The following is a 6,033-nucleotide window of genomic DNA, read 5'->3' as shown; positions in this document are numbered from 1 at the left end:
CGCTTGGCGCCGTCGACGGCGAAGTCGACGTACTGCCGGCCGCGGTCGTCGAGCTGGTCCCCGTAGCGCTTCTCCAGCAGCTGGCAGAAGGACGCCACCTTGCGCAGCGGCTCCTGGAGGTCGTGCGAGGCGACGTAGGCGAACTGTTCGAGTTCGACGTTGGACCGGCGCAGCTCCACGGCCTGGGCGTTCAGGTCGGCGGCCTGCCGGGACAGCGTCTTCTGCTGGTCGTGGGAGGCCTCGAGTTCGGTCACGATCCGCCGGCGCATGCCCTCCACGTCGCCTGCCAGCGCGGTCAGGTCGACGGGCCCTTCCCCGGTGATGACGTACGAGAACTCCCCGCCCGCCACGCGCCTCGACGCCCCGCGCAGCGCCTCCAGCGGGCGGGTCACCAGCAGCCGCACCAGGATGGCGAGGGCCACACCGGTCAGCAGGAAGACGATCACCATGCCGGCCAGCACCGAGTCGCGCACCGTCCGCTCGTGGGCCAGGCGGTCGCGGCCGTCCCGGACCGCCTCGTCCAGCCGGGCGCTCTGCTCGGCCAGCCGGTCGCGCACGTGGTCGAACTCCGTCTTGCCCCGTTCGGCCATCCGCTGGTCGATCGGCGCCGGCTCGCCGGGGGTCACCGAGGCGGTGACGGGTCCGGCGTAGACGCGCCGCCAGTCGGCCGCCTGCTTCTCGACCGCGCGCAGGTCGGCGAGCAGGCCGGGCCGGTCACCGATGAGGTCGCGCAGCCGGGCGGCGGCGTTCCTCTCGTCCCGCTGGCCCTCGGTGTAGGGGGTGAGGAACTGGGGATCGGCGGTGATCGTGTAGCCGCGGATGCCGCTCTCCTGATCGACCAGGGCGGCCTGGAGCTTGTACGCCTCGGTCTGGGCCGGCTGGGTCCGCTGGAGCAGGCGGTCCGTCATGTCCGCGGTCTGGTTCAGGAGGTTCGTGCCGATCACGGTGCCGATCACGACCAGCAACGTCATGAGCGCCAGCACCAGATAGAACCAGCCCTGCACCGTCAGCCGACGCCCGCTCCACGCGCCGACCGTGTTCACCGCTCTCTCAGACACCACTCGTTCCACTCGTTCAGTTCCAGCTCAGATGGACAACGGCCACGTCGTCGGCCAGACCGCCCCGCTCCTCGGCGAGTTCCTCGGCCCGGGCGATCAGGCGGTCCACGAACTCCTCCGGCGGCAGGTCGGCCGCCTTGCGCGCGAGTTCCAGCAGGCCCTCCTCGCCGAGGCGCTGCGGACCCCTGCTGACATGCCCCTCGAAGAGCCCGTCGGTGAAGAGGACCACCGAGTCCCCCGACGGCACCGGCAGTTCGGCGGTCGGCCAGCGGGCGCCGCCGGGGAGCAGCCCCAGCGCGGGTCCACCCGGCACCTCGACCCACTCCACGTCGTCGCGGGTGCGCTGGAGCAGACCGTGGTGACCCGCCCGTACCACGTGGGCGCGTTGCTCTCCCGGGACGGCGGCCAGGCTGACGAGGGTGGCGAAGACCTCGTCGCGGGCCCGCTCGGCCACCAGGAGTTCCTCCAGCCGCCTCATCTGCTCCGAGCCGGTGATCCCGCTCAGCACCAGGGTGCGCCAGGCGATCCGCAGGGCCACGCCCAGGGCCGCCTCGTCCGGCCCGTGCCCGGAGACGTCACCGACCAGGGCGTGGACCGTGCCGTCGGCGCTCTGCACGATGTCGTAGAAGTCACCGCCCAGCAACGCCTGCGCCCGTCCGGGCCGGTAGCGGGCCACGACCTGGACGCCTTCCTCGGTGTGCAGCAGCGGGCGGGGCAGCAGCCCGCGTTCCAGGCGGGCGTTCTCCCGGGCCTGCATCTGGCTGGCCTGGAGGGCCACCGCCGCCTGCTCGGCCTGCTTGCGCTGGATCGCGTACTGCACGGCTCGTCCGAACAGCTCGGGTTCGACCCGGCCCTTGACGAGGTAGTCCTGTGCGCCGGCCGCGACCGCGGCGAGTCCGGTGTCCTCCTCAGCGAGCCCGGTGAGCACCACGACCGCCACGTGCTCGGCGTGCGCCTGGAGCAGGGAGACCGCCTCCAGGCCCCGGGCGTCCGACAGATGCAGGTCGAGGAGGACGCAGTCCGGTACCTCGGTGGCGAGCACCTCGGCGGCCTCGGTCAGCGACCGGACCCACCGCAGGCGCATCTTGAGGGCGCTGTCGGCGACCAGTTCCTCGACGAGCAGCGCGTCGCCGGGGTCGTCCTCCACGAGGAGGACCGACGGCTCCGGCCGTTCCCATCCTGCCTCGGCATCCGCCTGGGCCGCTCTCACCAAGTCGGCAGCCCCAGCCTGTGACGTCACCATCGTCCCGACCTTCCCCGCCCCGTACCCGCCGCCTGCCGTACGGCTGTTTCCGCCCGACGGCGGTCGAGCATACGCAGAGCGGCGATTCGATCTTCACCAGTCACCCACATGATGGCCGGGGGGCGCACGGCGCGGTCACCGACCCCCGACCCGGGCCATGAGGCCGCCGTTCCGGGCGGGTTCAGCGCAGCACCCGGGGGCCCGCCGCGCGCGGCGGCGACGTCCCGGAACCGAGGGACGGCCCGGTCCGGCGGAGCGCCGGCCGCCGGACTCGGCCCGGCCCGGCGAGCGGACCGCCCGCCTCCGTGGGTGCGTTCACTGTACGTGCAGGTCCGGCTGCCGGTCCCCACCCTGCCCTATGGGCGCTTCCGGCGAGGAGGGGAGGCGGCCGGTACAGGGCGGCCGGGCGTCGACGGCCGGGACGCCGTGCGGCGCCGCCGAGGCAAGGCTCCGCGCGTCCGGCGGCGTCTTGGCTCGCCTGTCAGTCGTCACCGACGTCGTCATCGTCCGCCCATCCCGAGAGTCCGGCTGTTCTGTCGGCGCCTACCCGCAACCCTCGACCCCATGCCGCCTCGATTACCATCGAACATGCGTTCGCCAATCAGGCGGGGCTCCGGTCCGGGCGGTGCGTCGTCCACGAATTTCCGGCAGCCGGAGGGATGTGTTTCCAGGGTCGCACCCCTGGCTCGCGGCACTCGGGGTATGCGGAAAGGACGGCACAGCCACCCGCGTCATACGAGAGAACCACCACCCGCACACGAGGAACTCTGCATGGAGAACTCGCTCAAGCAGCAGGCGAGGAACGTCCGGACGGCCGGAGCTCGCCGGCCCCTGGCCCTGACCTGTACCTGGGAGCGCACCGTCCCCGACATCGCCGAGGCGCGCCGCGCCGTCACCGACCTGCTGAGGCAGGCCGGCCGGCCGCCACGACGGAGGGTCGCCGAGGACGCCTGCCTCGTCGTCAGTGAACTCGTCACCAACGCCGTACGCCACGCCCCGGGCCCTTGCTCGCTGATGCTGAACGTGAGTCCGGACGGCCGGTCGCTGCGGATAACCGTCCGGGACACGTCCCCCAGCCTGCCGCTGGTGCAGCCCCGCGACCCCGGCCGGATCGGCGGCCACGGGCTCCACCTGGTGCGTTCGCTGAGCATCCGGTTCCACGCCACCCCGCGGCCGACCGGGAAGGACGTCACCGCCACGGTGTCCCTGGACGACGCGGACCACGACTGACAGCCACGAAGCGGTCGACAGGCCTCCGTTTCGTTTTCCGGACTGCCACGCCGCGAAGTTTTCGTTCTGGAGGCCTCTGCCGCCACCTGATCAGGGCACGAGCGCGATGATCGACAGGCCGACTCGGCAAGGAGCGGGCCCACCATGCGTCAGCAACAAGAGGACTCCGTGCACAGGATCATCGCTCTCCGGGAGGAAGTGGAGCAGCTCAAGCACGCCGTCGTCTCGCATGCTGTCGTGGACCAGGCCATCGGTGTGGTGATCGCCTACGCCGGTCTGCTCCCCGGGGTGGCCTGGGACGTGCTCAAGGAGGTGTCCCAGCACACGAACACGAAGTTGCGGGAAGTGGCCGAACACATCGTCCAGTGGCCCCGGTGCGAGTGGCTGCCGCCGGAGATCCGGCAGGCCCTGGACGCCTCGGTGGAGCGGCACCGGCCGTCGTCGGGGCCGCCCGGATCCGTGGACGAGCGATGATCTTCCCGGGGCCGGGCCCCTCCGGTGCGGGTCGGAGGCGGAGGCTCAGCTCCGGAGGGTGTCGGAGGGGCTGGTGCCGTAGGCCTCCCGGTAGAGCGCGGCGAAACGGCCGGGGTGCGGGAAACCCCAGCGTGCGGCGATGTCCGCGACGGTGACCCCGCCCAGCGGATGCGCCTCGCGCAGTTCCCGGTGGGCGTGCGCCAGGCGGACGCGGCGCAGATAGGCGAGCGGTGTGGTGTCGAGGTGGCGACGGAAGGCGTACTGCAGGGCGCGGATGGTGACGTGCACGGCGGCCGCGATGTCGGCCACGGTGAGGGGCTGGTCGGCGTGGTCCTCGATGTAGGCGACGGCCCGCCTGAGGGTGGCGGAGTGCGCGTCGGTCCGGTCCTGGGCGGTCGGCTCGGTGTGCGCGGTGTTCGGGAAGGCGGCCAGGACGCTCGCGGCCAGCAGCTGGCTGCCGGCCGAGATGATCAGCGGCTGACCGGCGGTGGCGGGGTCGCCGAGGACGTGGTCACGCAGGTAGGTGATGGTGTTCGTCAGCTGGCGGGCCGCGGCCCGCGAGTGCGGCCGGTGCCCTGTCAGCCGCACGGGCCCCGGGGCCGGCTTCGGCCCGGCGGCGGCGACCTGGTCCAGCAGCGCGGGATCCAGCATCGTGATGTTGTAGCGGGCGGTGCAGACCCGTCCGGCGTACGGCAGGTCGGGCGGAGCGAGGAGCACCATGTCCCCGGGCCCGAAGTCGTCCCGCACCCCTTGGTACACGTGGTCCTGAAGGGTTCCCTCGTGGACCAGGCACAGGCAGATCCGCCCCAGGGGCTCCACGGCGTAGCTCATGTCGAAGCCGAGTTCCAGCTCGTCGACGCTGACCGACGGCATGGTGTCCCGGCGGATGCGGGCCGGGCTGCTGTCCGGGGTGCCGCTGCTGATCGTCATACGGGCGTACGCCTCGCAGAGGAACGCCTCCGTCGCTTCCAGGTCGTCGCTGTCGAACACCAGCGAGCCCATCACATCACCTCCCCGGCAAGCCTCGGAAAGTCCCGCTTCCCCACGACGTTACCCCCACGTACGCCCCGAGCGGCCACGAGGACGATCACCCCGGTGGGTCCGGGCGCCCCGGCCGGGACGGGTGCGACCGACCGCCGAAGCGCGCATGTTCCCCTCGGGGAAGGGCACTTGGGGCAACGGACGCGACCAGATGCGAGCTGAGAGGAGCCTCTCGATGGGCAGGTCAGTCAGCGGCGGCAGGATCGGGGCCTTATCCGTCGCCGGAATCCTCGTCGGCACGGTGCTCGTCGGCTGCGGGAACGACGGCGGCGACGCGGCCGGACCCGCGAAGGATTCCGCCACCCCCAAGAGCCCCGGCGCGCGGGAACCGGGCACCCAGGCGGTGCGTTCCGCCTACGACAGGACCGCCGAGGAGGACACCGCACGAGTGACGCTGAAGGTGCGGACCTCCGACGGCGGCACTTCCGTGACCGCGAACGGCAAGGGCACCGTCGACCTGGACGACGGGGACAGCGTCATGACGGTCACCGCGGAGGGGCAGCGGATGGAGCAGCGCGTCATCGACCAGGTGCTGTACCAGAAGCCTCCGGCCGGGCAGGCGCCCGGTGGCAAGCCGTGGATCAAGATCGACCTGGAGAAGGTCGCCGCCCGGCAGGGAGCCGACGGCCGGTCCGTGAACGACCCGGCCCGCTCCGCGGCGCTCGCCAAGGCGATCGACGACAAGGACGTGACGAACAAGGGGTCGGCCGAGATCGGCGGCGTCGCCACCACCCGCNNCGTGGCCAAGCTGCCCGACGGCGCCCGGCTGAGCAAGCAGCTCGGCCCCACCCTCCCGATGGACATCTGGCTCGACGACGAAGGCCGTATCCGCCGTCAGCAGGTGGACATGACCGTGCAGGCCCCGTCCGCCCCGAAGAACGGCACCGGCGCGAAGACCGCGACCGAGTCGCAGGAGGTGACGGTGCGCACCGTGCTGGAGTTCAGCGACTTCGGCACCGAGCTGGAAGCGGACGCCCCGCCGGCCCG

At 72.2% G+C, this 6,033-nt stretch carries 6 protein-coding genes; 3 read left to right on the top strand and 3 right to left on the bottom strand.

What is annotated here, in order from left to right; all coding sequences use genetic code 11:
- A partial coding sequence (locus CCN42_RS36435) for a sensor histidine kinase (protein WP_143662145.1) occupies positions 1-971 on the bottom strand: 971 nt, incomplete at its 3' end.
- Between the two features lie 103 nt (positions 972-1,074).
- Positions 1,075-2,301 carry a PP2C family protein-serine/threonine phosphatase gene (locus CCN42_RS36430; protein ID WP_086741613.1) on the bottom strand — a complete coding sequence of 409 codons (1,227 nt, stop codon included), beginning with the start codon at positions 2,299-2,301 and terminating at the stop codon, positions 1,075-1,077.
- A gap of 771 nt (positions 2,302-3,072) precedes the next feature.
- Here CCN42_RS36430 and CCN42_RS36425 point away from each other — a divergent pair.
- Complete coding sequence (locus CCN42_RS36425) at positions 3,073-3,531, top strand: ATP-binding protein (protein ID WP_086741612.1); 459 nt, start codon at positions 3,073-3,075, stop codon at positions 3,529-3,531.
- Between the two features lie 144 nt (positions 3,532-3,675).
- Positions 3,676-4,005, top strand: coding sequence for an ANTAR domain-containing protein (locus CCN42_RS36420; RefSeq protein WP_086741611.1), 330 nt, complete (start codon positions 3,676-3,678; stop codon positions 4,003-4,005).
- A gap of 45 nt (positions 4,006-4,050) precedes the next feature.
- Here CCN42_RS36420 and CCN42_RS36415 read toward each other — a convergent pair whose 3' ends face one another.
- The gene (locus CCN42_RS36415) at positions 4,051-5,007 is read right to left on the bottom strand and encodes a helix-turn-helix transcriptional regulator (protein ID WP_086741610.1); all 957 of its coding nucleotides are present in this window, start codon (positions 5,005-5,007) and stop codon (positions 4,051-4,053) included.
- Between CCN42_RS36415 and CCN42_RS46385 the strand changes: the two genes are divergently transcribed.
- Positions 4,892-6,033, top strand: a 1,142-nt coding sequence (locus CCN42_RS46385) for an SCO4651 family lipoprotein (RefSeq protein WP_479688100.1), incomplete at its 3' end; no start/stop codon positions are given. The genes CCN42_RS36415 and CCN42_RS46385 overlap by 116 nt on opposite strands.

The organism is Streptomyces glaucescens (assembly GCF_002154375.1).
Taxonomy (GTDB): Bacteria; Actinomycetota; Actinomycetes; order Streptomycetales; family Streptomycetaceae; genus Streptomyces; species Streptomyces glaucescens.
The sequence above is the reverse complement of the archived record's forward strand: the minus strand, read 5'-3'. Positions and strand labels throughout refer to the sequence as shown.